Here is a 22,473-nt window from a genome sequence, read left to right as displayed (position 1 = left end):
CCTCCTTTACTCGTTCCACTCAGGTGCTTTACCGCTTATGCGGTGCACCGCTTTTTCAATTTCAACATGATCTCTGTTCCGGGTCTTTCCGCTGATTACAGCTCTGCCGGCTTCGATAAGCGGCACGTAACGCTGTTTTTCCTGCAGAGCTTCAATGTCCGGAAAACGGACTTCCCCGGCTTGGATTTTTTCCCGGTAAACGAGCATTTCCGCTGCACCATTGTTAATAAGCTTTCTCCACCTCGGGTGAACGTGGGGGAACGGCGAAGCATTGTATCGGTATAAAAGTACAAAGCCGATTCGTTTATTTTCCTGTTCGGCAGACTGGAACTCTTCGGACGGCAGGGCATCTTCTTCACGGAAATCTGCCGCAAAAACGATATCAAACTTCCGGCGCCCATTTTCCTTTTCCTCGCGCTCGGGAAGCATCGGTTCCGGCACGGCGAACGGCCTTTCTGTCTGATCCGGATCGTAGTAGAGCGAGCGGCCGTGCTTATGATGATAGTCATGCGCCATCTCATACTCACGGCGCACACCCATTTTGTAGTTTGGAAGCCCGAAAGCTTCGTTTCCTGTGAGCGACTGGTCCGACTGGCGCTGAAAAGACAGCGGTCCGGTCGTCAGTTCCACAACAGACTGCTCTCCGAAAAGACGCCTTACACGGAAAATAAATTCCGAATCTGCAGCAAAACGGACCCTGTCCCATGAACCGAGCTTTTCGAGTACCTTTTCTCTGCGGAACATAAAGGAGGACATGTTGTTAAAGACAAATTCCCCTGGTCTTGCCCGTCGGTGAAGGGTAAGGTCTTCAAACATCCGTGCCTGCTGAGACATATTTCCTACGACGTTGTCGTTCGCGAGCAGGTGCCTTACCTGCTTTTCTATTTTTTCCGGATGAGACCAGTCGTCCGCGTCGTTCACCGTAACAAACATTCCTTCCGCCTGTTTCAACGCGAGGTTGCGTGCAGCATAAGGGCCGCCGTTCTGTTCCACCTGAAGCACTTTAATGCGCTCATCTTTTTTAGCCAGGGCTTCTGCTGCCTCGACTGTACTATCTGTGGATGCATCATCAATAATGAAAATTTCCAGATTCGACCACGTCTGAGCCTGCAGTGAGCGTACAGCGGTCTGGAGCGTTTTTTCTGCGTGATACACCGGCACGAGAACGGTTACTTTCACATCTTTAAGCGACGGCTGATTGACAAGCTCTTTTTTCACACGCGCCTCGAGCGCATCGTAGGCCGACAGTTTCTTCTGAACGTCCTCGTTCAGCTTCACTTTTAAAAGCCCTGCGTCGGAAAGTACTTTATTTAAATAAGGAATCCGGAATTCGCTGCCTTTCAGCGTGTTCACACGGGCCAGGTAAAGATCAGGGTGCGGCTTCTTTTTAATAAGCGCATCGAGCATCACTCCTGCGCGGTCGGTCACACCGAGATGTACCATCGCTTCCGCTGCGAGAATAGAAGCCCGCCGGATTGTTTCCTGGTTCACCTCTGTCTTCAGCATGTCCAGCAGATAGTCGAGTGCTTTCTCCGAACCCTCTCTGGAGTACTGATTTATATACCAGAGAGCCAGCTCAAAAGCTGCAAATCTTTTTATTACCGGATTTTTTGCGTGCTCGTACAAATACTCCATATCCTGAAGACCCCGTTCGGTAAAGCCGAGGTTGTTCAGCTTCCATTTCGCTGTTTCAACTTTTGCTGTGGGAAGACCGATAAACGGAAGGATCTGTTTCATCCGGTCCCGCTGTTCTTTTGTCATTCTCGAACTTACGCTTTTTTTCATTGTCTGCAGTCTGCTCATGAATTGGTCCACCTGCTTTCGTTATTACACGCGCTGGAAAGGTTATTTTTTGCGTGTTTTCAGTCTGGTTTTCTTTTTCACGTTATACTTTTCCTTGTAGCGGGAAATCGCTTCCCCCGGGTCGCCGTCGTAAAGAATACGTCCCTGGTCCATCCAGATGACACGGGTGCAGATTTTTTCGACAAAGCTCATGCTGTGGGAAACGATGATAACGCACTTTGCCATTTCGATCATTTCCTGAATCTTTTCGCTCGCTTTCTGCTTAAAGGCGATGTCACCGGTCGACAGGGCTTCATCAAGAATGAAGATATCAGGCTTCAGCGTCGCGGCAATGCTGAAGCCGAGCCGGGCCTGCATACCGCTCGAATAGTTCTTTACCGGCTGGTCAATCGCCCGGCGGATACCGGAAAATTCCACGATCTGCTCGTAGTCCTCATCAATTTTCTTTTTGGATATTCCGAGGAGCATGCCGTTCAGGTAAATATTGTCGCGGCCTGTAAGCTGCGTATTAAATCCGGTTCCGTAACCGAGAAGTGAGGTTGTTTCCCCATTCAGTTCGAGCTTCCCTTCGTCAGGAGTGAGAATATTTGTCATCAGTTTACACAGCGTACTCTTTCCTGCCCCGTTATGACCGATGATACCGACAACTTCTCCTTCCTTTATAGAGAATGAATTCTCTTTCAACGCCCAGAAATCCTCTTTATTAATATGGTATCTCACACCAATATTTTCTGCTTTTACAATTGTTTCGTCAGTGATGGTCGTTTCTGTCTTTTCAATATCCAGACGCTTCTGGGCACGCGGCTTTCGTTCAGGAACCGATTCTTTATACTGCTCCGTCACTTTTTTCGGGTTGCCGTCTGCACGTATGACACCTTTATCCAGCCAGATGAGCCGGTCACAGTTTCTTCTTGCATATTTCAGGCTGTGCGTCACAAGAATAACCATTTTTGCTTTTTCCACAAGCTCTTTCATTTTGTCAGCGGCACGCTGGCCGAAGGAAGCATCCCCGGTGTTGAGTGCCTCATCGAGAATCAGAATTTCCGGCTCCAGATGAGCGGCCACGCTGAATCCAAGACGTGCTTTCATTCCGCTGGAGTATGTTTTCGTCGGCCGGTCAAGAAACTTTCCAAGACCGGAAAACTCATGAATATCATCGATAAATTCGTTAATGCGGTCTTTGGAGATTCCGAGCATCATTCCGTTCAGATAGGCGTTTTCACGTCCTGTCAGCTCTTTGTCAAAGCCCATACCCATCGAAAACAGGGCCGACACCCGGCCGTTTACCATAAGCTCTCCTTCATCTTTTTCGAGTATGCCGGAAAGCATTTTGCATACGGTCGTTTTACCGGAACCGTTGGAACCGATAATACCGAGAATTTCTCCTTTGTATCCCTTAAAGCTGAGATCCCGGAGCGGCCAGAAAGCTTCTCCGGCATTTGGATCCTTCTCCCGTTTAATGAAGCGGAGAGCGAATGATTTATAGTCGTCCGTGCGGTTTCCGGTATGGAATTTAACACCGAGGTTCTTCGCTTCGATCACCACTTCCCGGTTCTCCGCAGCTTGTTGTTCACTCATGCTTCCACCTCCTTACTTAAAGAGCTTTAATAATTTTATATTCGTTCCGGCTGTAGTAGAAAAGGAACGCGTAAACGAGCAGCGCCGACACTCCGAGAATGATGGACAGCGCAAGAAAATTCGGCGACTGCTGGTACATCAGAACGTCCCGGTAGGAATTGACGATGTGAGCAATGGGGTTGATATCCACTACCCACTGGTACTCCTCCGGAAGCCGTCCTCCTTCCCAGATAATCGGGGAGGAGTAAAACAGGATTCTCGTAACATGCGTAAGCAGGTTTTCAATATCCCGGACAAACACGGAAGTGTATGCCAGAAATAGACCGATCGCCAGCAGAAAGACGAGCTGTACGATGATAATCACCGGCAGATAGACCGCCTGCCAGCCCGGCATTACGCCGAATGCAACGAGAAAGACGGCTACAATAACGAGCCCGAATGAAAAGTTGACGAGCTGGGAAAATGTTCTCGTAATTGGAAAAATCGACTTCGGCAGATACACCTGATTAATAATCGAGGCATACCGCAGAATAGATTTCGCCGAGCTGTTAATAACTGTATTCGTCCACCGCCAGGAAACGAGTCCGATGACGAGGAAGACGGCAAAGTTTTCTCCGCCGCGTCCGAGTATAAAACTGATTAAAAAGTAATAGACGACCACGCCGAGCAGCGGGTCGAGAAGCCACCAGAAATAGCCGAGATAGCTGTTCCGGTGCTCCGCTTTCAGTCCGGATTTGATCAAATAAACGATCAAGTCCTTCCGCTTTATTATTTCATCCATGTATTGTCGCATAGCGTTACCTGACACCGCCGTTTCCTGACGTTGAAGCACGTCGGTATTTTTTCCATTTGTTTAGTGCATAATGCATAAAGTAATAGCTGCTTTTCAGCAGATTCAGACGCTCTACTTCCCGGTACACTTTCCAGTTCTGCCGGGCCATCTTCTTTTTGTCGCTGGAAATCGATACATTCCGGCGGCGGTAAACAGCCAGCGGCTCGCCGAGTCCATAGGCGGTGAATCCCCGCCGGCACAGTTCGAGCCACAGCACGTAGTCCTGACGTGTGCGTATGTCTACCATCCGGAGCGGGCCTGTCTGTGTCAGGTCCACCACTACCGTCAGGCAGCCGATCATGTTCTGCTTAAGGAGATCCCGGTAGCTCACCTGCGGTGGAATAACGTCTCCCAGTCCGAGGTTCCGGCCGTCACTGTCAATGACGTAGTACTGGCTGAACGTAAATGCCGCTCCGTATTTTTTCATCCAGGCGATCTGGCGCTCTAGCTTATTCGGGAGCCACTGGTCATCACTGTCGAGAAAGGCAGCAAACGATCCTGACGCCTGCTCCAGTGCCGCATTTCGGGCAACTGCTGCTCCGCTGTTTTCCTTCAGTTCAATAAGGCGGATACGGCTGTCCGCTCGTTCGTATTCCCGGACAATATTTCTCGTTTCGTCTGTGGAGCAGTCATCGACGATGAGCATCTCCCAGTTTGTATGAGACTGCTTCATAACGGAAGTCATCGTTTCTTCTATAACTGCTGCTGCGTTATATGCCGGTGTGATCACCGACACAAGCGGCTGATTATCTGTCATCATCTTCACCTGCTTTAATGCCGTTAAGGCGGTCGTATAGTGCGGTCAGTTTTTCTTCTTCCCGTCCCCAGTGAAGATGTTCCCTGACGGCCTTCCTCCCCCGTTCTCCCATCGCTTTTGCTTCGGCAGGATTTTGGCGGAGTGTTTCCACGGCTGTTTTTATTTCCTCCGCGTTTTCCGGATCTACGCAGATGCCGCATCTGTATGTATCCATAAACTTTTTCCAGGCCGGGTAATCGGAGCAGAGAACCGGCAGCCCCGCGGCCATGTATTCAAAAAACTTCGTCAGTTCTTTCTTCATATAATGCTCGGTCTTCGGGAAGAGTGCAACCCCTGCAAGCCATCCGTTCTGTGCGTAGGCAGCATCAATGTCTTTTTTCGGTACGTAATATCCTTCGCCGTGCAGATGGAGTTGTGCTGCGTTTTTCCCTGCGGTCTGCTTCATTTCCGCTGCAAGATTTTCCGGGCAGTAGCCGTAAAGATGCACGTTAAGATGATCAGCTGCTCCGGGAAGCACCGCGTGCTGAAGAGCACCCCGGTCTTTCGTAACGTTTCCGGTATAAAGAAGGCTGTCTGCTTTTTCAAAGGAACGGTCGATTCCCGTTAACTTCTCCTGAAGCAGCGGATAGTTTAAAATGCATGTGCCCTTTGGATATTTTTCCTGATAATACTTTTCCGCAAGGATGAGCTCCATTTTCCGGGTACATACCGATTCCACTTTTTTGTAAATGAATGCGATAAACTTTCGGACAGGCTGGTTGAAATACTGTCTCTGCACGATGCCTGTTTCATAGTCTTCATGTATATCGTAAATAACGTGGTTCCCCTTTTTTTTTAACAGCCAGCCAACCGGAAGAAGCTCCGGGTCATGGATATGATACACATCCGCCTTTTTTTTTCTGGCACGAAAATAGGCGCGTACCGTTCCAAAAAGAAGACCTTTCCAGCGGCTTTTGTATTTCGGAAGCGGCTCAAACGGAACCTCTCCCTCTTTTATGTCTGACGGCACCGGTGCAAGAAGCGTTACGTCGTATCCGGCTTTTTTTAATGAAGCACACTGTTTATAATAAATTCTTGGATCGAGCGGGTGATGCAGTGTCGTCATGTGCAGCACCTTAACTGACTGTCTCATATGAAAACTCCCGGTTTTTCGGATTTTGTAGCGGATGTCACGGGCATTCCAACGTCATATTATATCATAATGAAAGTCATTTTCGTTTAATTGAAATGATATTTCATACAATTGAAAGGAAAGAAATGTTACAAGATTATTAAGTTTGCTTATCTACGAAGAATATCAAGAAAAGTAGCATGTATTATTGTTTAGGATGTAATAAACTTACTATCGTGGTGAATATTTTCCTTAATTTTTCATCCATACAAAACAATGTAAGTTGTCTGGAAGCTCAAGTCATTCACGACAAAGAACACAAATAGAGAAAGGAGCGGATTTATTGAAGAAGCACTTAGCAAAAAACACAGGTATTACTGGCCTTGCTTCGCTGTTATTTATGACTTCCGCCCTCCCTGCATCTGCAGGATCGGCAGAGGACGTTTTAAATGATTTATTTCCAGAAAAGGAAACAGCTGAAGCAGAAATTTCACCAGCTCTGTTTAACCAGCAGCTGGAAGAGGAGCTGCATCTCTCATTTGAGAAAACTCCTGATGATGATGCGCTCGCATTACTCGACGAAGACGGTTTATTAGGTGAAATGAAGCTGGAAGAAGAAGAAAAGGGATTTAACTGGTCCTTTGAACTTTTGGAAGATGAAGAAATTATTGAGCTGGATCTCGAGGACGGCCGGTACTTTATCGGGTCTTTAGAAGATCCGGATATTACGTATGGCTCTTTCATTCACTTAAGTGAACAACCTAAGCTGGATATCGAAGATGAAACTTTATCCGGTACTGCTGCGAGTCCTCTGGAAGATTACGGACTCAGTGCGCAGAACCTGGAATTAACGATGGATTCCAAAGCTCTTGAAGAGGTTGAGGAGCTCCATATCGAAATTGCCGAAGACGGCACTTTTTCCATCGAGCTTCCAGAAATCACTGAGGACACAGAATTCATTTTTCAACTGCTGGATCCAGCCGGTAACAAAACAGAAACTGCTCTCGAGCTCAGCGCTGAATCGACAGATGAAGAAAACGCTGTAAACGAAGACGAAAACTCCGAGGAACACGCTGTTGAAGAAAACAGCTCCGAAAATTCCTCCGAAGAAAACGCTGTAAACGAAGACGAAAACTCCGAGGAACACGCTGTTGAAGAAGACAGCTCTGAAAATTCCTCCGAAGAAAACGCTGTAAACGAAGACGAAAACTCCGAGGAACACGCTGTTGAAGAAGACAGCTCCGAAGAAAAAGCTTCTTTCTCTTCCTTCTCTACGTTTTCTACTTTCACTGCAGATAACGACTCTACCTACACATACATTGGTGACTTCTACAACGGTGCTTCCGGCGAGTATATCCGAGACTTGAAACTTGACCTGACGAACCTCGGGTTTGGAAACTTCCCGTCCTCCCCCTCTGACCGTTTCGGTCCAGTAACAATGGGTGTTGTCGAAGATTTCCAACGGGCTTTCGGTCTTAAAGTAGATGGTCTGCCAACAAATGAAATGCTCGATATGATGAAAGCGGAATTAAATGGTGACTTGAAAGCATTAAGTCAAACTTCTACTTCTATCGGTGAATTTTATGACGGTGCTTCCGGTGAGTATATCCGCAGCTTGAAGCATGACCTGACAAACCTTGGGTTTGGAAATTTTCCGTCTTCTCCCTCTGACCGTTTCGGTCCAGTAACAATGGGTGTTGTCGAGGATTTCCAAAAAGCTTACGGCCTTGAAACAACAGGCCTTCCCACGGAAACCATGCTGACTCTGATCGCAGAGGAACTTGAGGGAAGCTTTTATAACGGGGCATCTGGCGATTATATCCGCGATTTGAAGCATGACCTGACAAACCTCGGGTTCGGAAACTTTCCGTCCTCACCGTCCGACCGCTTTGGTCCGGTAACGATGGGTGTTGTCGAAGATTTCCAGCGGGCTCACGGGCTTTCCGTCACCGGCATCCCGGATCAGCGCACGCTTGATGCGGTGACCCAGGCTCTGACAACCGCTTTTTATGACGGAGCTTCCGGCGAACACATCCGCGATTTGAAGCATGACCTGACAAACCTCGGGTTCGGAAACTTTCCGTCCTCACCGTCCGACCGTTTCGGTCCGGTAACGATGGGTGTTGTCGAAGATTTCCAGCGGGCTCACGGGCTTTCCGTCACCGGCATCCCGGATCAGCGCACGCTTGATGCGGTGGCCCAGGCTCTGACAACCGCTTTTTATGACGGAGCTTCCGGCGAACATATCCGCGACCTTAAAATCAATTTAACGAACCTCGGGTTTGGAAACTTCCCGTCCTCACCGTCCAACAAATTCGGCCCGGTAACAATGGGCGTTGTTGAAGATTTCCAGCTGGCCTACACCCTTCCGGCGACTGGTATCCCGGATCAGTTCGTACTTGATACTATTACTGAAGCTTTAAAAACTGCTTTTTATGAGGGAGCTTCCGGTGATCATGTCCGTGAGCTGAAACGGGACCTCGCTGATCTCGGCTATGGTAACTTTTCATCCACTCCATCAGCTTCTTATGATGCCGCTACAGTTCAAGCTGTACGTGCTTTCCAGTCTGCCAATGGACTTACAGTAAACGGCATTGCAGATGATTCAACGCTCGAAACTTTGTCAAAACTGCTCAATGAGGCAGCTATGACTGGTGTTGTTACAGCCACTGCACTAAATGTACGCAGCGGGCCGAGTACGAGTTATGGTATCGTCGGTTCTATTGCCAACGGCACGGTAGTAACGATTGTTGGTGAACAGAGCGGCTGGTATCGAATTATCTTTAACGGAGGAACCGCCTTTGTTTCCGGAAGCCTTATTAATACCTCTTCAACTCCGGATCCAGGAAGCGATTTTAATGGGCCGAATCAGATTGCCTACACGAACGGAACTTCTTTAAATGTTCGTTCCGGTCCAGGGTCCGGTCACAGAGTCCTTGATAATCTCGGTTCTAATACACGAGTTGAAGTTCTTTCCACTCACAGCTCTGGTTCTGCAAACAGCTGGCATCAGATCCGCTATGATGGTAATAAGACCGGATATGTTTCTGCTGGTTACGTGCAGTTCGCCTCGAAGTCGTCTGCAGGTTCCGGCCCACTAGCTGGACGCACAGTTGTGCTCGATGCCGGACATGGTGGGCATGATCCAGGCGCTGTATCGGGCAGTCTTAGAGAAAAAGATATTGTACTCGATGTTAGTCTTCGTGCGGAAGAACTGCTGCGTGCTGCAGGTGCGGAAGTAATTATGGTCCGCCGTACAGATATCTTTTTCTCCTTAAGTCAACGTGCCTTTGTGGCAAACCGTTCCGGTGCCGATGCATTCCTGAGCATTCATACAAATGCATTTAATGGAGCGGCACACGGGACTGAAACATTCTGGAACAACCGTTTTCAGGCTAATAACAGCCAGAGACTTGCCAATCATATGCAGAATCATACAGTAGCAAAAATGGGGACACGGTACCGCCGTGTTGATCAAGCTAACTTCACTGTGATCAGTTCCACCCAGATTCCAAGTGCCCTGCTTGAAATAGCTTTTACAGATCATCCTACTGACGGAAACAAACTCCGTCAGAATTCCTACCGCGAGCTTGCAGCGGAAGCTATACGCGATGCCTTTATCGACTATTTCAATTAATTTTTCAGAAAAAAACTTCCACCTCATCCGGTGGAAGTTTTTTCTAGTTTGTTTGTTTGCCATAAAGCGTCCATCTTGACCGCAGTTCAAACGGGTGGTTTTCAGGCAGGGCCCCGCCGTCCTGAACATCCAGCCAGATCTGCAGCTGTTCCTGAAGTTCATGCTCTGACCGTGCTTGTTCAGCAGCAATTGTTTCCCACAGGCCGTTTTGATTCCTGTAATCCTGCCACGGATAAATGACGTGCAGGTAGGTCCGGTCCTTCGTATCAATTTTCGTGAGCATATAGCGGGTGCCTGAAGAATTTTCATAAAAACGCCACGTATTTAAATTTTCATGACCAAAAAGTGCTTCATCAGCCGGAAAAGGATAGTAGCACTCATACGGAAATATTCTCCCTGATTCAAGAAACGTTTCCCGCAGCCAGAGACGTTTCTTTTTATCATCGGTGATCTGCCGCCACGGGGCTTCTCCTGAAGCAAGGTCGTTGACTTGATCGGCAGCTGCGATCTGCAGTACAGCCTGCTTCTCCAGTCCGATATTGGAGAGTACATGTCTTGCCGGTGCATTCTGCTCCTCGGTGTTTCCCCCAACCCATTGAATATGCGGCCTCGAGAGCGCCTGTTCTTTCACATAATTCATGAGTGTCGTCGCGAAGGAACGGCCGCGGTAATTTCTGTCGCTCCTGAGACGACCGAGCATCGCGTAGCAGCCGGCAAACAGCGTATAACCGGCTGTGCTGACGAGACGGTCCTCTGTAAACAGGCCGTACATCTCACTGCGCCCTTCTGTCAGCCGGTCGAAAATACGGACGATATAGTCGTTTTCAATTCCCGTATCCATTTTCTCATAAAGCCGGATATCGTCCCCGTTAAGCATCCGTATGCTGTAATCGTTCATAAGGCTTCCTCCCCGTCTCAAATTCCATCTTTGTAAAGTATAGCTGAATTAGAAATCAGCGGCAAAGAAAAACGGCAGGGCTTAATGGAACAAAAGAGGAGGGTGGGACAAAACTCAGTTTATAGAAAGAGAGCTCTCCTTTTTAGCAGATCTCTCTTTTTGAGCGGCTATCTGTATAGGAAGGGCGCAGCCCAACGCTCGCTTGCCGCCGGCAAGGCTTCAGCTAACCGGGGAATGTCTTCCCCGGTGGATCTTCAGCTCTTGCTTTCCCGCAGGCGTCCCGCGATGGCCCCCCGCCCGGAAACGTCCTGCGGAGGCGAAAGCAGGGAAGTGCATAGGCATGTATAAAAAACACTTTATAAACCAGCCTGAAGACCCGCTGTCAGTTTAAAGACAGCGGGTCTTTTTTTATGAAGAGTAATATTCCGGAAGAGCAGCTTCATCCCGGCAGAATTACCTCGTATAAAATTTCTGCGTAAAGAATGGACGATCTTCCTCGTCAAAATCTGTTCCAACTCCCAGCTCCTCAAACTGGCTGCTGAGAATGTTGCGGCGGTGGCCTTCTGAGTTCATGAGTCCCTGCTCTGCCATAATCGCACTCGGCTGGCCCGCTGCAATATTTTCTCCTGCACGGGTATACGTCAGGCCTTCATCGTCCAGTCTGTCAAAAGGAGACGTCCCTTCCGGTGACTCGTGACCAAAATAGCCTCTTTCTGCCATATCTTCACTATGCCCGAGAGCTGCCCGGGCTACTTCATCGTTCCATTCCAGTGGTTCCTCATCAAATTTCACACGGTCGGCATTAACAAGATCGAACATCTGCCTCGAGAAGTCTTCTGCGAGCTCTTCGGAACCTTCTGCATAATAGCCGCTCAGTTCCTGCTCAACATCTTCGTCTATCAGCTGCACTGCTGTAGCCGCATCTTCCCTGTGTACGTCGTAGTAAACGGTTAAATAGCCATCGTAAACTCGGAACAGATCCGTTTCCTCTGTGTCTCCCTGAGTATACCTGGTTGTCCCTTTCAAAATAGCTTCTTCCGGCTCCCCGAAAATATCACGGACCTCATTCCGTGATGTTTCCAATTCCAAATTGTCCGGAGAATGCAGTTCATTTGTATTTGTGTACAGAGCTGCCACTTCCCCGTTCACTATACCGGCTTTTCGAAAATTGTCATAATCGTCATGATACGTATACCATTCAAAGCTGTAGTGGCTGTCAGTTACTCTCTCAGGGTCTCCCCATGCCTCTGTCACTTCGCTCTGAGAATCCCCGAGTGAAACACCATATACTTCCAATGTTTCTGCTGTGTCACTTTCCTTCGTGGCTTCTTCAGATTCGTCTTCCTCTATCAGTACCTTAATTTCCCGGTGGTCATCTTCGATCAGCACCGTACTTTCTTCTTCCAGCCAGCTCACTTCCGCATCAAAAGCTTCGGCAGTAAAACGAACAGGAACATAGACTGTATCCTCCATTTCAACCGGAGGAGTTTCCATTTCTTCTTCCTCTTCGTTTACAAAAACGGCTGTTTCTCCAACTGTGAAAGAGATCCGCTCCTCTTCACGCTCCGCATCAATCGTATCTTCCTCTTCCTCCCATGACACGTCCATCGCTTCAAACAGCTCCCTTAAAGAAACCATGGTGTGCCCATCTTCTATTTTCCCGCCTTCAATAACTATTTCTTCCGTGGAAAGTGTTTCCACGCTTTCTGAATCGGCATCCCTCAGCTCCTCTGTCACTTCAAACGGATAAAGCCAGATGAAGAAAATAACTCCGATAAACAAAAACGTGGAAAACCCGCCCCCCTGGTTTCTTCGCATTGTATGTTTCCTCCTGTTTTCTCTGGAGTAATTTTCTCGTTTTCAAAGCAGTAATTCAGCTCCGGAAGTATATTATAAAACGTTTTTCATCCGAGGCATACCTTTCTGCCTGAAAAGCAGAAGAGGCATGGAAAACTTTTTTCAAGCCTGCATTCATTATATAACACAGCTCTATTAGAGCTCCGTAATGACAGAGGGACCGTGGCAGCTTTTGCTGCGAAACGTTTACGTTCGGTCTTAACTAATAGGCTGCCTTAAAAATAAAGCTATGTTAAAGTTCGCTGTTGATGCCAGGAGAAACACTTCGCTTCCAACCGGCCTGCCGTGGAGGAGATTTTCAGCTTCCTCAGGCTTCGCCCTGCGGGATCTTCCAATCTCCTTCTTCCACGGGCTGCTTTCCGCTTCGTTTTTTTCTTCGTAAATATAAAAATACTGCTTTTCATGAACGATGCTCTTAAGGCCGTAAAATCAATGCCCGGGCAGAGACGCCTCCAGTTCTTAAAAACAACCCGGAACTTTAACAAAGTCCATAAAAAAAGAAAAGCACACCAGGAAAAATCGCGTCCTGGTGTGCCTGTATTAAGCTTCGACGAATCGGCTGATCTGTGTCAGCTTCCGCTGACCGATGCCGCGGACTCTTCCGAGATCATCCACACTTTTAAACCGGCCGTTCTCTTTCCTGTCCTCTACAATACGGGCTGCGAGATCGGCACCAATGCTCGGGACATTTTCCAGATCTTCGGCTGAAGCTTCGTTAATATTATAAAAAACCGGCCCCAGCTTTTCAGGTGTTTCTTCGTCTTCTTCTTTCTCTTTTGTTTCAGAGGAATCACTTGCTTCCTTATTTTCTGCTTTTTGTTTCTGTTTACCTTTTGCCGCTGATGTTCCCTTTACTTCTTTTTCATCGGATGTCTGCTCTGGTGCTTCTTCCGTTTCCTCTGCATCTATCCGCCTGCCTTCATCTGCAGGTGGTTTTCCTTCCGCTTCTGCCTCCCCTTCAAGCAGGGAGGTTTGTACGTAGGATTCTTCTTCCGTAGAACTCTTTTCAGCGTCTGCTTTTTCTGCACTTTTCTTTTGTGTTTTACCGGTATTTTTATAAGTATCTTTTTTTGCAGCACTCTTTTTCCCGGTTCCTGACTTTTTCTTAACTGCCGAAGCAGCTTTTTTCTTTTTTCCTTCTACGGTCGTACCGGCCTTTTTCGCTCCGCTTTTCGTGCCTGATTTTGTACCGGTACTTTTTTCACTGCTGCTTTTCGTGGTTTTTTTCTTTGGAGCCGAGCCTTTTTTACGAGAGCTATCTTTGTCATCTTCTTCAGTGTTTCTCCATTTTTCCACTGACTTTCTGGCGTATGGTGCCAGTTTCCATGCTGCCAGTGCAGATGATACGACTGTAATCCATCTTCTCATGAATATAAACCCCTCTCCCTGTGCACGTTGAGGTGCACATTATTGGCAGACAAATCCCGTTACGTGATTCCATAAATAGTCTTTTCCCTATATCCAGCTGAAAAACACCTCTTTTTTTCATTCTGTAAAATTTTTCTTCAAAATAGAGGACTTTTGGAAAAGATGTGGAATTATTTATTACTGAAAGAGGCGTCGGCAGGTTCCGGCATGAGGACCTGCATGTAAACCGCCCTATAGTTTAAAGTGCTCTCTGCAGAATTGGATTTATTAGTACAGGCTCTCCTTTTTTTGAGTCCGGAATCCGGAAATGAAATTTTCCACCGGCTCTGCTTTCTCACAGCAATTATATAAAGATACATATTACTCCTGCAGCCTTTTTATAAAGAAAGTATTTTATCGATCCGCCCTATCATGACTACTATAATAGAATAGGAAGATTTCCATGATCCGCAGTTCTCATATGTATAACGGAAATTTTGTATGTGTCCAGGCAGACACCGATGCCGGTTTTCTGGAAGAAGCCAACCGCTTTAAATTTCTTGCCCTTGTCAGCGAGGCTAAAACTATTTTTTCTTTCCATCTGCATGCTTACAGCCTTACGCCCCGCCGGACACTTCTTTTAATTGAAACGGCTGCTCCTCCAGGTGCTGTTATCCGTTTTTTGCAAAACGCCTACCGACAATACCTGACGGATAAATACCCGGCGGAAAGTCACGCAATGAAAATTCATTATATAGAACAGAAGGTGTGGACCAGACATTTTTTTATTGAGCTCTGTAAATTTATACATCTTGCTCCATGCTTTGAAGGGCTCTGCAGCCGTCCATCTGAATGGAAATGGAGCAGCTATGATTCCTATATCCATATCAAACCTGCCTCTCTGACCGACAGAGCACTTTTATACTCTTTTTTTCCTGCAGAAACCTTGAGTGCTCTCCGTACGTTTCATGAAAGAGAACTGGAAAGCGGAACAGCTGCCGGAGACTTATTTGCTATCTACACGTCCTACCTTGCTTCGATGCACGCTATCCACAAGAAAACGTCTCTGTTTTCCTTTGATCAGCAGCAGGATAACGCATCTTTTTTCCTTTCTGAAAACGTTTCCTGTACAATAGAGTAAATAAAAAGCCCCCGCTTCTGACCAGCACCACCGGGCTGCAATACCGCTTTTCGTCTTTGCTGCAACGGTTAGAGATAAACATTGAGCTGGACGTTTTTATCCCTTTAAGAATTCGAGATAAACCGCACCATCTGAAGTGAAAAGTATTACACACGGCTTTCTGTCCGTATAAAGCACAATTTCCTGAAAACACCTTAAGAATAACTACACCCTCTCTTAGAAAGGATTTTTCTTTATGCACCCATGGAAAGCTTCATTACTGTCTTTTCTGCTTCTGCTGTTTGTTTTTCCTTTTTCTGCAGAAGGTAAGACGAACGAGTATTACGCACTGAGCAGCTTCTCCAAAAAAAGTTCCTACGGGGAGGAAGCTTTATACGATCTCCCGGTCAATCCAAAATCCGCCGGAGTTCTTATAGCAGAAAACGAACCGGATAATATACTTTACCATCAAAATGGCCAATCTTTGTTTTACCCTTCGAGTACCACAAAAGTCATGACCTTATATCTTGCCCTTAAATACGGGGACCTTGATGAAGAGGTGGTTGTTCCGGAAGAAATACAGGAAGTTCCCTACGACAGCTCTCTCGCACATCTAAAGCCCGGGGAAAAAATGACATTCGAAACGCTCCTGCACGGGCTGATGCTCCCTTCCGGCAACGATGCCGCTGTAGCAGTTGCACACCACATCAGTGGCTCTGTATCCGATTTTGTCGAGCTGATGAATGAAGAAGCACAGAATCTCGGTGCAGAGAATACTCATTTTATGAACCCGCACGGCTATCACGAAAGCAGTCATTATTCAACTGCTTACGATTTAAGCTTGTTTATGTTCGCTGCTCTGGAGTATGAAAAAGGTGAGGAAATTATGGGGAGTCATACTTATTCCGCTTCCTACGTAAATCCGGACGGAGCAGAACGGAAAAGAACGTGGCGGACGACAAATGACCAGCTGCTGCCTGACTCCCCTCATGCCTCCCGGTATGTATCCGGTGGGAAAACAGGATATACGAGCCAGTCCCTTTACAACCTTTTAAGTTTTTCCAGAGTAAACGGTGATTTATATGTTACAGCGGCTTTGAGAAGCGGACGCCAGAACCGCTACCAGGATACTACCCGGATGGTTCTTCAAGTACTTTCAAAAAAACAGGAGCAGAACTACTCCCACCGCCCGGTTTCTCTTTAAAAATCAGATTCCCGGTCCTGATGCAGAATAGAAGCACGCAGCTTTATTTATATTACAGACTGAAAAAAGAGAGCAGGACGGAATTTGTCCTGCTCTCTTTTTTCATCCAGTTCTTATTGGGGCGCCGTTAATAGAGCTGCGGCTTCCTTTCCTGTAACGTTTCATCGCAGCCTCCTATTCTTCGGCACCGATTCACTACCAGCCTCTTCTTTCTTTTCTTCGCTTTCTTTTTAAAGGAATTACTACGTTGTAATTAATAAGTGCCATAATAACTGCCGCAAGAATAATACTGGCAATTAAAATCACCGCACTCGGCGCAATTCCGAGTACCTCCCCAACGTATCCGAGGCCGCCGAGCAGAGTGATGTAGCCGATCAGGCTGACGGCATTTAACGCGTCTCCTGCGAAGTTAAGCAGTCCTTCCATCCATTCTCCCATAACAATGTACAAAAATGCCAGACTGACTCCGGTAAAGAGCAGTACGAGATAAACAACTGACATAGGAAGACCGAATAATTCCATTATAATGCCTCCTTATCTGTGGTCGATGGCTCTCCTCTGCTTATCTCCTCAATAAAAAAGAGAAAGCTCCGGTTCTTTTTTCAAAACCGCAGGATAAAACCAGCCTTTATTTAGTAGTGCTTTAGTATTTATTTACCCTGTGAGCTTCTCTGTTAATCCAGTTCATTTTCACCTTCCGGCAGATAGAGAGAGACTTTATCCCCAGACGGGCCTTTATACTTCAGGCTTATATTGTTCTATCGAAAATCGCAGTTTGCTCATGCGGTATGAAAACGAAAAAGAAGCTCATCTCAGGTATATTTAAAGTTCAAGCAGTCCTCCCGGCAGAACGCGGCTTTTCATTATCTCACTTTGCCATCGAGTTTTTCTTCAATAAAATTCCCCGTATGTGCAAGAATAATGGTAGCAATAACCGCTGTAAGCGCCAGCCCGTAAAATCCTGCAGCAATACCTATTCCCACGCCGCCGACAAAGAAAATCATTGCAGCTGACGTCAGTCCGGTTACGTTAAACCCGTCCTTCAGAATAACCCCGGCTCCCAGGAAACCAAGTCCAGAGACAATCTGGGCAGCGAGACGCATTGGATCCATCATAATATTATCGGAGCTTTCGGCAAAATGAGTAACACTGTGAATTGAAATAAGTGTAATAAGACATGTCGAGGCACACACATACATATATGTTTTAATCCCTGCTGGTTTACTTTTCGAATAACGGTCCAAGCCAATAATAAAGCCAATCACGGAACTCGCTATAATTTGCAGAAGCATTTCCAGATAAGGAGTCACATACTCCCCTAAATAATGCCATTCAAGCATTTTTACATCCCTCCTTATACATCGAGTAACGATCTGCCTACAGTTTACTGTATCCAGGCAATTCAATGTTAAACTATTTTTCCCTTTTTCTCATTATTTCATTCAGTTCTTTTTTAAATTACTCAAACTTCTTTTCTATACATAATTGAGCGCTCCTCTTTTCATTTCCTCCCTGTTTTTAGTATCATGAGAGGAAAGGAGGTGGCGAGCATGAGTGATGAAAAACAGGAATTAAAAGACCGGGTGATGGCGGAACTGGAAAATGTAACCGACCCGGAACTTGGGGTCGACATTGTAAACCTCGGCCTCATATATGAAATTCAGCTGGATGAAAAAGATAATGTAACGGTCATCATGACGTTGACGTCAATGGGCTGTCCACTCGCCGGCACCATTGTAGGTGACATTAAAAAAGCGCTCAGCGAACTTCAGGAAATTCAGGAAATTGGAGAAGTGGAAGTCGACATCGTCTTTACCCCTCCGTGGGATAAGTCTATGATGTCCCGTTATGCCAAGCTGGCTCTCGGAGTAGCTGACAATTAAACATCCACAGCTTCTTTCGTACGAATCAAAAACCGGCAGTGCCTCCCTGGCACTGCCGGTTTTTCAGACTGTTGATTACGTCTTGATTTCAGAATAATTATGCTTTTGAGCGTACAGCTTTCTCCTGCACTCTCCGGCGGAAGCTTGCCGTGGGGCTCGCCGTCAGCTGTTTGCCCTGCGGTCGTGTAGGATCTTCCGACTTCGCTTTATCCCACCGGCGTCCCCGCCGGACGTTCCGGAGGAAAAAAGCCTCTCCTGAATGGAAGAAAGGGCAGAATTCACACGTTTTTTAGAAAAGAAACCTTCTTTTTATTTTCCTGCTGGAGCTGCAGCAGGCGACTCCCGAGGCGAAATAGGACGAGCAGAAGATCCATTTCTTCCGAGCGTTGTGAGGAAGAAATTAGCTGAAGCCGGCCCGCCCGGAAAGCGTCCTGTGGAGGCGGAAGCAGGCAGATGTCTACGCCTGTATAAAAAACACTTTATCAACCGCCGGTCTTTACATAAAAAAGCCCTTCTCATCTTGCTGATTGACTCTTCCTGCTGAGGTAATTATTCGATTATATAACTATATAGTTTCTGTTATTCATTACAAACACTGCTTTTATTTGTCACCAAGAAACGGACGGTTGATGTAATGGTAAATGACTGCCATAAAAATAACTCCTCCGACGATGTTTCCGAGAGTAACCGGGATCAGATTCCGTACCATTCCCTGAATGGACACAGCGTCCGGATTATCCAGTACAAGTGCGATCGCAAAGGTACACATATTGGCGATACTGTGTTCATAGCCCGAAATAAAGAAACAGAATACAAAGAAAACCATAGCTGCCATTTTAGCAATGTCTTCTTTCATCGATAAAGGCACAAAAAAAGCAAGACAGATCAGCCAGTTACAAAGAATTGCCCGAAAGAAAAGCTCCATTACCGGATCGGTCATTTTCTGTTCGGAAACCGTCAAAAGAAAGGCGTTCACTTCCGGATCGTTAAAGAGCCCCGTCGTGTATATTAAAAAGGCGAACGTCAGTGCACCAAGAATGTTTCCGATATACGTATAAATCCACAGCTTTCCTACTACGAGCCATTTCATTTTTTTCCGGATGGCCGCATAGGTATGGTAAAACGTATCTCCGGTAAACAAATCCGCTCCTCCGTAGGCAATTAAAATGATAGCGACACTGAACGTAATGCCTGCCATCGGGTACGTCCAGGGAGACTGTTCCAAATAAAAAAAGCTTCCTGTCCGGAAAGCTACGATCACACCGAATCCAATAAACATACTGGCCATCATTGCCCGGATAATATAGCGTATTTTCCCCGTATTAAATATTTTTTCTTTTTTTAGAGCCAGTTTTTCAACCTGCTCCAGTGAATTTGTTTCCATTCATTTTTCCCCTTTTCGTATAGCTGCTTTTTTCACTATACGCCTCTGTTTCAGAAAAGAAAACAACGTATTTCGATGTAAACGGAACCAATTTTTAATTCTAATAATGCATACGTTTGCATTTCTTTTCTTTTCTTTTCTTTTCTTTTCTTTTCTTTTCTTCCGACCAGGATAATCCCCTTTTTTTCAGCAGACAAATTTCATAACTGCCTTTTCCGGTAAACGAACAATCTGCATTTTTTAATGGCGGTCTCTTTCAAAAGTGGTCGCCCTTAATAGACAGCTGATCCATTGTTAGTATTTCCTAATTTCGTTTTCCATTATAAATACATCCGCTTGAATCGATTAACACAATCCTTTTCAAATTCTTTTATAGATTATTTTCTTTATGGCTGCCTTTAAAAACAGCTCGTTTAAGAAATGGACACAACGCTGCTGCGCTCTCAGCGGGGCTTACCCGAGGGCTTGTTCCCGACTAATTTTGGCGGGAAAACCGTCCACCAAAATAGATCCTCAATCGGCGCTCATCCTCTCGGGATCCCTCCTTCGTTACACAGCGTATTTGACATACGCTTTTTATTAATAACCTATGAAAGTCTTTCATTTATATGAAAATCTTTTCCTTATTGTGTTACAACCGGATTGTGTAAGGGAAACAGGTTTTTATGAGGAGGGATGAAAGTGAACGTTATTCTTACAGGGGCAGCTATTATTTTTATTCTGCTGAACCTTATTTACTTTTTTCGTAAAAAACGCTTCCGTGAAAGCAGTATACATACAGGCCTTCTGCTGCAGATGTTTTTTACACTTACTGGATTGACGCTCGGCTTTGCCCTGCTGTATTACTTTCTTTCCATGCAGGAGACGATCCTCCGCGTAAACGACCCGACGGACGCTGCGGTAGATCCGACATTTCTTGAAGCATTATATTTCAGCGGTGTCACTATTTTATCTGTCGGTTACGGTGACCTTGTTCCTGTCGGATCGGCCCGTTTCTTTTCACTCATACAGGCGGCCCTCGGACTTCTTATCCCAAGTGCTTTTTTTCTCACAGCTATTGGACAAAAAATGCAGGAAAAAGAAGAATAAACAAAAAGCACCGGTATTCTCTTTTTATTAGAATACCGGTGCTCAGAGTGTTGATTAAGTCTTGATTTCAGAATAATTATTCTTCTGAATGTATAGCTTTCTCCTGCGCTCAGCCCTTGCCGTGGGGCTCGCCGTCAGCTGTTTACCCTGCGGCCGTGTAAAGGATCTTCTGACTTCGCTCCAATCCCACCGGTTTTCCCGCCGGACGTTCCGGAGGAAAAAGCCTCTCCTGAATGGAAGAAAGGGCGGAATCAACACATTTCTTAAAAAGAGAAACCTTCTTTTATTTTCCTGCTGGAGCTGCAGCAGGCTCCGAGGCGAGATAGGACGAGCAGAAGATCCATTTCTTCCGAGCATTGGGAGGAAGAAATTAGCTGAAGCCGGCCCGCCCGGAAAGCGTCCTGCGGAGGCGAAAGCAGGAAAATGCATAGTCATGTATAAAAAACACTTTATAAACAGCCTGAGCACCGGTATTCTCTTTTACTGGAATACCGGTGTTTTTTTACGAGCTGCTTCTCACAGAGCGGCTGTAAATTTCGCGCCGTTCCTGTGTGGCCGCCTCCAGCGAAACAATCGGGTAAGGGTAGTCATGTCCCAGATCAAGCGCCGCTTCTTTCCGGTCTTTTTCACTCATTAAGTATGGAGAAAAAAGATGTTCCAGCGGCACAAATTCAAGTTCCGGAACCCACTTCTTCACGAATGTTCCATCCGGATCGTATGTACGGCCGTCTTCCACTGCTCCGACTTCCTGAAACCCCCGGTCCCCCGTACCGATCCCGGCAAGCTCCATCCAGCTTCCATAGTTAACCGAAACATCGTGATCAATTAAGTGAGCTTCAAACCATGCGGCTCCCCAGCGCCAATCCACTCCAAGGACGTTCGTCAGAAAAGCTGCAGCAATCCGCCGGGCACAGTCTGCTGTGTGTCCGCACGCTTTCAACTGTCTCATTCCCGCATCAACGAGAGGGTACCCGGTATTGCCGCTGCACCAGGCTTCAAACACCTCCCTGTCTTTTTTCCATTCAATAGGAATTTTCCGGAGGCCGCCTTCTGCAAAGCACTTTTCTTTTTCTTTATAAAGGAGAAAGTGGAAATAGTCCCGTTTCAGAAGAGAAGTATAAAGTCGCTGCACACTGCTTTCTGCATCTTCCTCTTTTCTCACTTCTTCCAGCCTCACAGCAACATACCTTGGAGAAAGAGCTCCTCCGGCTATCCACGGAGACAGTTTGGAAGCCGCATCAAATTCAAGCATTTCGTTTCTGCGCTGACGATAGTGCAGTACATGCCTGCTTTTGAAAAAATAGTCGTCCAGACGGCGGAGCGCCTCCTTTTCCCCGCCATTCACGAGCGTTTCGGCCTGACTGTCCCGGAAAAGCCGCATCAATTCCTCGCCGGTCGCCGCGTGTTCTTCTAAGTATAGAGGAGTCTGCTCTCTCGGCATTTCCACTTCATGACGGGGTTCAACCTTTTCTTCCAGCAGTTTTTCTTCAAATTCGTGAAAACTCCCGGGGAGGTCTTCCAGTGAAAAGGGCAGGTCTTCCGGGTGAATCAGCGTATCTCCGTAATACCATGACGTCCCGGCCTCTGCTTCGCGGGCTGCTTCTTCAAGTCCGGCTTCGTCTTCCGCTTCTTCGATTCCAGGCAGCCGGTAGGCGCGGATGTTTGTTACAGGATATTCTTTCATCCACTGCCGAAGTTCCTGCACGGGGTCCCCGCTGCTCACGACGAGCGGTACACCGAGAAGTCCAAGCTGCTGGTGAAGCTCCAGCAGATTTTCAATTAAAAAGCGAAGTCTTTTTGCATCCATTCGCTGAAAGCCAGCCTCCGTCTTTTCCTCATTTCTCCGGTCGAAAACGAACCCTGCCATTACCGGCTGTTCAGAAGCCAGTGCTTCAACGAGAGGCAGATGATCATGCACTCTCGTATCATGCCGTATCCACACAAACTCCATAGCTTTCCCCCCTTAGCAGTAT

At 46.8% G+C, this 22,473-nt stretch carries 18 protein-coding genes; 5 read left to right on the top strand and 13 right to left on the bottom strand.

Features of this window, described 5'->3' with window-relative positions:
- Nucleotides 1–6: 6 nt before the first annotated feature.
- The 5 genes from C6Y45_RS06135 to C6Y45_RS06115 are packed head-to-tail and all read right to left on the bottom strand — an operon-like array spanning nucleotide 7 to nucleotide 6,102.
- Nucleotides 7–1,803, bottom strand: a complete 1,797-nt coding sequence (locus C6Y45_RS06135) for a glycosyltransferase family 2 protein (protein ID WP_107584311.1) — start codon at nucleotides 1,801–1,803, stop codon at nucleotides 7–9.
- Nucleotides 1,804–1,845: 42 nt separating this feature from the next.
- Nucleotides 1,846–3,381 (bottom strand): ABC transporter ATP-binding protein, encoded by a 1,536-nt coding sequence (locus tag C6Y45_RS06130; protein WP_107584310.1) that lies wholly within the window; start codon nucleotides 3,379–3,381, stop codon nucleotides 1,846–1,848.
- A 16-nt stretch (nucleotides 3,382–3,397) separates the two neighbouring features.
- The gene (locus C6Y45_RS06125; RefSeq protein WP_107584407.1) at nucleotides 3,398–4,174 is read right to left on the bottom strand and encodes an ABC transporter permease; all 777 of its coding nucleotides are present in this window, start codon (nucleotides 4,172–4,174) and stop codon (nucleotides 3,398–3,400) included.
- A 4-nt stretch (nucleotides 4,175–4,178) separates the two neighbouring features.
- Nucleotides 4,179–4,970: a glycosyltransferase family 2 protein gene (locus C6Y45_RS06120; protein ID WP_107584308.1), complete on the bottom strand. Its 792-nt coding sequence runs from the start codon at nucleotides 4,968–4,970 to the stop codon at nucleotides 4,179–4,181.
- Entirely contained in the window at nucleotides 4,960–6,102 is a 1,143-nt protein-coding gene (locus C6Y45_RS06115; RefSeq protein ID WP_107584306.1) for a glycosyltransferase, read from the bottom strand. Before C6Y45_RS06115 ends, C6Y45_RS06120 begins: the two co-directional genes overlap by 11 nt.
- Before the next feature lie 322 nt (nucleotides 6,103–6,424).
- Between C6Y45_RS06115 and C6Y45_RS06110 the strand changes: the two genes are divergently transcribed.
- On the top strand, nucleotides 6,425–9,718 hold the full coding sequence (locus C6Y45_RS06110; protein WP_107584304.1) for a peptidoglycan-binding protein: 3,294 nt from the start codon (nucleotides 6,425–6,427) through the stop codon (nucleotides 9,716–9,718).
- A gap of 43 nt (nucleotides 9,719–9,761) precedes the next feature.
- Here the strand turns inward: C6Y45_RS06110 and C6Y45_RS06105 are convergent, their stop codons facing one another.
- The 3 genes from C6Y45_RS06105 to C6Y45_RS06095 form a co-directional block, all read right to left on the bottom strand.
- Complete coding sequence (locus C6Y45_RS06105; protein ID WP_107584302.1) at nucleotides 9,762–10,616, bottom strand: GNAT family N-acetyltransferase; 855 nt, start codon at nucleotides 10,614–10,616, stop codon at nucleotides 9,762–9,764.
- 453 nt (nucleotides 10,617–11,069) lie between these two features.
- Nucleotides 11,070–12,434, bottom strand: coding sequence for a CAP-associated domain-containing protein (locus C6Y45_RS06100; protein ID WP_107584300.1), 1,365 nt, complete (start codon nucleotides 12,432–12,434; stop codon nucleotides 11,070–11,072).
- 579 nt (nucleotides 12,435–13,013) lie between these two features.
- Nucleotides 13,014–13,841, bottom strand: a complete 828-nt coding sequence (locus C6Y45_RS06095; protein ID WP_107584298.1) for a helix-hairpin-helix domain-containing protein — start codon at nucleotides 13,839–13,841, stop codon at nucleotides 13,014–13,016.
- Nucleotides 13,842–14,283: 442 nt separating this feature from the next.
- Here C6Y45_RS06095 and C6Y45_RS06085 point away from each other — a divergent pair, with 442 nt between their 5' ends.
- Both C6Y45_RS06085 and C6Y45_RS06080 read left to right on the top strand, forming a co-directional pair.
- Complete coding sequence (locus tag C6Y45_RS06085) at nucleotides 14,284–14,961, top strand: hypothetical protein (protein ID WP_107584294.1); 678 nt, start codon at nucleotides 14,284–14,286, stop codon at nucleotides 14,959–14,961.
- A gap of 235 nt (nucleotides 14,962–15,196) precedes the next feature.
- Complete coding sequence (locus tag C6Y45_RS06080) at nucleotides 15,197–16,144, top strand: D-alanyl-D-alanine carboxypeptidase family protein (protein ID WP_107584292.1); 948 nt, start codon at nucleotides 15,197–15,199, stop codon at nucleotides 16,142–16,144.
- A gap of 195 nt (nucleotides 16,145–16,339) precedes the next feature.
- On the opposite strand, the gene C6Y45_RS06075 is transcribed toward C6Y45_RS06080, so the two are convergent.
- Together C6Y45_RS06075 and C6Y45_RS06070 are read right to left on the bottom strand one after the other, a co-directional pair.
- Nucleotides 16,340–16,666 carry an NfeD family membrane protein gene (locus C6Y45_RS06075; protein WP_107584290.1) on the bottom strand — a complete coding sequence of 109 codons (327 nt, stop codon included), beginning with the start codon at nucleotides 16,664–16,666 and terminating at the stop codon, nucleotides 16,340–16,342.
- A gap of 341 nt (nucleotides 16,667–17,007) precedes the next feature.
- Nucleotides 17,008–17,484, bottom strand: coding sequence for an MgtC/SapB family protein (locus C6Y45_RS06070; RefSeq protein ID WP_107584288.1), 477 nt, complete (start codon nucleotides 17,482–17,484; stop codon nucleotides 17,008–17,010).
- A gap of 210 nt (nucleotides 17,485–17,694) precedes the next feature.
- Here C6Y45_RS06070 and C6Y45_RS06065 point away from each other — a divergent pair, with 210 nt between their 5' ends.
- Entirely contained in the window at nucleotides 17,695–18,027 is a 333-nt protein-coding gene (locus tag C6Y45_RS06065) for a metal-sulfur cluster assembly factor (protein WP_107584286.1), read from the top strand.
- A 601-nt stretch (nucleotides 18,028–18,628) separates the two neighbouring features.
- Here the strand turns inward: C6Y45_RS06065 and C6Y45_RS06055 are convergent.
- Nucleotides 18,629–19,411, bottom strand: coding sequence for a formate/nitrite transporter family protein (locus tag C6Y45_RS06055; RefSeq protein ID WP_107584282.1), 783 nt, complete (start codon nucleotides 19,409–19,411; stop codon nucleotides 18,629–18,631).
- 675 nt (nucleotides 19,412–20,086) lie between these two features.
- Here C6Y45_RS06055 and C6Y45_RS06050 point away from each other — a divergent pair.
- Nucleotides 20,087–20,500 (top strand): potassium channel family protein, encoded by a 414-nt coding sequence (locus C6Y45_RS06050; protein WP_107584280.1) that lies wholly within the window; start codon nucleotides 20,087–20,089, stop codon nucleotides 20,498–20,500.
- 54 nt (nucleotides 20,501–20,554) lie between these two features.
- On the opposite strand, the gene C6Y45_RS17390 is transcribed toward C6Y45_RS06050, so the two are convergent.
- Together C6Y45_RS17390 and C6Y45_RS06040 are read right to left on the bottom strand one after the other, a co-directional pair.
- Entirely contained in the window at nucleotides 20,555–20,935 is a 381-nt protein-coding gene (locus C6Y45_RS17390; RefSeq protein WP_160058165.1) for a hypothetical protein, read from the bottom strand.
- A gap of 67 nt (nucleotides 20,936–21,002) precedes the next feature.
- Entirely contained in the window at nucleotides 21,003–22,451 is a 1,449-nt protein-coding gene (locus C6Y45_RS06040) for a DASH family cryptochrome (RefSeq protein ID WP_107584276.1), read from the bottom strand.
- Between the last annotated feature and the right edge of the window lie 22 nt (nucleotides 22,452–22,473).

Origin of the sequence: Alkalicoccus saliphilus, assembly GCF_003044065.1 — a bacterium.
Lineage (GTDB): Bacteria > Bacillota > Bacilli > Bacillales > Salisediminibacteriaceae > Alkalicoccus > Alkalicoccus saliphilus.
Note: the sequence above shows the minus strand (reverse complement) of the source record. Positions and strands in the feature narration are given on the sequence as shown.

Excerpts from the sequence above, each read along its gene's own strand:
- C6Y45_RS06135 (WP_107584311.1), bottom strand. The coding sequence starts at position 1,803 with ATGAGCAGACTGCAGACAATGAAAAAAAGCGTAAGTTCGAGAATGACA.
- C6Y45_RS06130 (WP_107584310.1), bottom strand. The coding sequence starts at position 3,381 with ATGAGTGAACAACAAGCTGCGGAGAACCGGGAAGTGGTGATCGAAGCG.
- C6Y45_RS06125 (WP_107584407.1), bottom strand. The coding sequence starts at position 4,174 with ATGCGACAATACATGGATGAAATAATAAAGCGGAAGGACTTGATCGTT.
- C6Y45_RS06120 (WP_107584308.1), bottom strand. The coding sequence starts at position 4,970 with ATGACAGATAATCAGCCGCTTGTGTCGGTGATCACACCGGCATATAAC.
- C6Y45_RS06115 (WP_107584306.1), bottom strand. The coding sequence starts at position 6,102 with ATGAGACAGTCAGTTAAGGTGCTGCACATGACGACACTGCATCACCCG.
- C6Y45_RS06105 (WP_107584302.1), bottom strand. The coding sequence starts at position 10,616 with ATGAACGATTACAGCATACGGATGCTTAACGGGGACGATATCCGGCTT.
- C6Y45_RS06100 (WP_107584300.1), bottom strand. The coding sequence starts at position 12,434 with ATGCGAAGAAACCAGGGGGGCGGGTTTTCCACGTTTTTGTTTATCGGA.
- C6Y45_RS06095 (WP_107584298.1), bottom strand. The coding sequence starts at position 13,841 with ATGAGAAGATGGATTACAGTCGTATCATCTGCACTGGCAGCATGGAAA.
- C6Y45_RS06085 (WP_107584294.1), top strand. The coding sequence starts at position 14,284 with ATGATCCGCAGTTCTCATATGTATAACGGAAATTTTGTATGTGTCCAG.
- C6Y45_RS06080 (WP_107584292.1), top strand. The coding sequence starts at position 15,197 with ATGCACCCATGGAAAGCTTCATTACTGTCTTTTCTGCTTCTGCTGTTT.
- C6Y45_RS06075 (WP_107584290.1), bottom strand. The coding sequence starts at position 16,666 with ATGGAATTATTCGGTCTTCCTATGTCAGTTGTTTATCTCGTACTGCTC.
- C6Y45_RS06070 (WP_107584288.1), bottom strand. The coding sequence starts at position 17,484 with ATGCTTGAATGGCATTATTTAGGGGAGTATGTGACTCCTTATCTGGAA.
- C6Y45_RS06065 (WP_107584286.1), top strand. The coding sequence starts at position 17,695 with ATGAGTGATGAAAAACAGGAATTAAAAGACCGGGTGATGGCGGAACTG.
- C6Y45_RS06055 (WP_107584282.1), bottom strand. The coding sequence starts at position 19,411 with ATGGAAACAAATTCACTGGAGCAGGTTGAAAAACTGGCTCTAAAAAAA.
- C6Y45_RS06050 (WP_107584280.1), top strand. The coding sequence starts at position 20,087 with ATGAAAGTGAACGTTATTCTTACAGGGGCAGCTATTATTTTTATTCTG.
- C6Y45_RS17390 (WP_160058165.1), bottom strand. The coding sequence starts at position 20,935 with ATGACTATGCATTTTCCTGCTTTCGCCTCCGCAGGACGCTTTCCGGGC.
- C6Y45_RS06040 (WP_107584276.1), bottom strand. The coding sequence starts at position 22,451 with ATGGAGTTTGTGTGGATACGGCATGATACGAGAGTGCATGATCATCTG.